2 protein-coding genes are annotated in these 2,998 nt (G+C 67.0%); both read left to right on the top strand.

Annotated elements, in window-relative coordinates; all coding sequences use genetic code 11:
* The first annotated feature begins 352 nt into the window (after nt 1–352).
* A complete protein-coding gene (locus tag KBX53_RS27825) occupies nt 353–1,999 on the top strand; it encodes a glycoside hydrolase family 27 protein (RefSeq protein WP_030336028.1) in 1,647 nt (548 codons plus the stop codon).
* Nucleotides 2,000–2,311: 312 nt separating this feature from the next.
* The coding region (locus tag KBX53_RS27820) for a substrate-binding domain-containing protein (RefSeq protein WP_210862495.1) at nt 2,312–2,998 on the top strand (687 nt) is incomplete at its 3' end.

The following is a 2,998-nucleotide window of genomic DNA, read 5'->3' as shown; positions in this document are numbered from 1 at the left end:
GCCCGAGTGTCGCCCCACCGCGCTGACCATCAGCGGTGCCCTCGCGGCGGGCATCGGTCCCGCCGCGGCGGCCCGCTGGGCGGGTGCGGGTGCGGGTCCGGCCGGGGGTGCGGGGCCGACGTCGGCGTGCGGCAATTTCCGGCTTCGTCACCGATAAGACGTGACTCGATGCGTTGCGCAGTGTAGTCAATCGACCTCGGACGATACGACCTCGTGAAGGTATTGAACCTCGTGAAATGTCGCCGTAACATGATGGGCGTCTCTGTTAACGCTAACAAAAATAAGCGCACAACTATCGGCGCACCAACCGGAGATCGTAGTCACGGCCGGGCGCCACCGACAAGGAGGCTCGATGAACCGCACTACCCGAGGTCGTCGCTGGGGGAGCGTACTGGCCGCCGGAATACTGCTCGCCGGCACACTGGTCGGCCTTCGCGCCCCGACGGCGCAGGCACTGGACAACGGCGTGGCGCGCACTCCCCCCATGGGGTGGAATTCGTGGAACTCGTTCGGCTGCAACATCAACGAGGCGCTGATCCGGCAGACGGCGGACGCGATCGTCAGCAGCGGTATGCGGGACCTGGGCTACAACTACGTCGTCGTCGACGACTGTTGGTTCAATCCCAACCGGGACTCCTCCGGCAACATCCAGGGCGACCCCGGCCGGTTCCCCAGCGGCATGAAGGCGCTCGGCGACTACCTGCACGCCCGGAACCTGAAGTTCGGCCTCTACCAGGTACCGGTCGACAAGACCTGCGCGCAGTACTTCGGCTCCTACCCGGGCGCGACCGGCAGCCGTGGTCACGAGGTGCAGGACGCGCGCCAGTTCGCCGCCTGGGGCGTCGACTTCCTCAAGTACGACTGGTGCTCGCCGGAGGGCAGCATCAACGACCAGGTGGCCACCTTCGCCAAGATGCGTGACGCGCTGGCCGCCACCGGCCGGCCGATCGTCTACAGCATCAACCCCAACAGCATCCACGCCAAGACCGGCCCGCAGCGCAACTGGGGCGACGTGGCCAACATGTGGCGAACCACCGAGGACATCACCAACGCGTGGGACACCGGCCAGACCAACGGCTACCCGATGGGCATCCAGAACATCATCAACGTGACAGTTCCGCTGGCGTCGTACGCGAGGCCGGGTGGGTTCAACGACCCGGACATGATGGAGGTCGGCCGCGGTGGCATGAACGACACGGAGATGCGCAGCCACTTCGCGATGTGGGCGATCATGGCGTCTCCGCTGATCGCCGGCAACGACGTGCGGAACATGAACGCCGCGACGCAGACCATCCTCAAGAATGCCAACCTGATCGCCATCAACCAGGACTCGCTCGGGTTGCAGGGGACGCAGGTGTCGTTCGACGGTACGCGTCGGGTGCTGGCCAAGCGGCTCGCCAACGGTGACGTCGCCGTCGCCCTGTTCAACCAGGGTGGCTCGACGACGACGATCTCGACCACTGCCGCGGCCATCGGCAAGTCCGGCTCGTCGTTCACGCTGGTGGACGCGTGGACCGGCGGCACCAGCTCCAGCAGCGGGACCATCAGCGCCAGCGTCCCGGCGCACGGCACCGTGGTGTACCGGGTCAGCGGTGGCGGCACGACGACGCCGCCGCCGACCACGTCGAGCGCGTATGCCAGCGCCGCCTCCGGGCGCTGCCTCGACGTGCCGAACAGCAACACGACCAACGGCACCCAGCCGGTCATCTGGGACTGCAACGGCGCCGCCAACCAGCGCTGGACCCGCAGCGGTCAGACCCTGCAGGCCCTCGGCAAGTGCCTGGACGCGCCCCTCAACGCCACGGCCGGCGTCAAGGTGCAGATCTGGGACTGCAACGGCGGGACCAACCAGCAGTGGGCGGTCAACGCCAACGGCACGATCAGCGCCGTGCAGTCGGGGCTCTGCCTGGACGTCAACAACAACGGCACCGCCAATGGCACCACGGTGATCCTCTGGACCTGCACCGGTGCGGCGAACCAGCGGTGGTCGCAGCGGTAGCCGATCGGGTCGGCCGGCCGACGAGGCCCCGGCGACCCATCTGACCCGGCGGTAGTGCTGGTGCCCGCGGACGACAGACGTCGTCCGCGGGCACCGGTCTGTCGGTGCCGTGGACGACCACGCTGAGTTGTCGCGTCCTGCCCTTCCGGCTGATCGGTCGTATGGCTACGCTCGCCTGGATGCTCCGTTACGAGACCGTGACACCGGTATTTCGGATCAGGTGTTGACGCAATGTTTGTGAGCGCTAACACTACCCGAAAGATGACAGTTGGCCCCGGGCAGTCGGCGGGGGAGTCCTGAGAGGAGAAGCCGGTGGGCAGGAAATTCCTGGTTGCTCTCGGCGGCGCGGCACTCGCGCTGAGCTTGGCGGCATGCAGCGGCGGGGGTGCGGGCAGCGGTGACAAGACCGGTGACGAGAAGCCCAGCGATCTGACCATCGGTGTGTCGATGCCGACCCAGACCTCGGAGCGGTGGATCGCCGACGGCAACGCGGTGAAGTCGAAGCTCGAGGCCAAGGGCTACAAGGTCGACCTCCAGTACGCCGGCGACGACATCCCCACGCAGTCGCAGCAGGTCGACCAGATGATCACCCAGGGCGCGGATGTCCTCATCCTCGCGGCGATCGACGGCACGGCGCTCAGCAGCCAGCTGCAGGCCGCCGCGGCCGCGAAGATCCCGGTCATCTCCTACGACCGGCTCATTCGCGGCAGCAAGGACGTCGACTTCTACGTCAGCTTCGACAACTACAAGGTCGGCGTCGCCCAGGGCACCGCGCTGCTGGTCGGTCTCGGCCTGCTGAACAAGGACGGCACGAAGGGCACGGCCAAGGGGCCGCTGAACGTCGAGCTCTTCGCCGGGTCGCTGGATGACAACAACACCCAGTACTTCTTCGGCGGCGCGATGGACACCCTGAAGCCGTTCATCGAGGACGGCACGCTGGTCGTCAAGTCCAAGCAGACCACCCCCGAGCAGGTCGCCATCCTGCGGTGGCAGCAGGAG

Source organism: Micromonospora sp. M51 (assembly GCF_018070305.1).
In the GTDB taxonomy this organism is placed as follows: Bacteria; Actinomycetota; Actinomycetes; order Mycobacteriales; family Micromonosporaceae; genus Micromonospora; species Micromonospora parva.
The sequence above is the reverse complement of the archived record's forward strand: the minus strand, read 5'-3'. Positions and strand labels throughout refer to the sequence as shown.

Coding starts and splice junctions, on each gene's coding strand:
- KBX53_RS27825 (WP_030336028.1), top strand. CDS start 353: ATGAACCGCACTACCCGAGGTCGTCGCTGGGGGAGCGTACTGGCCGCC.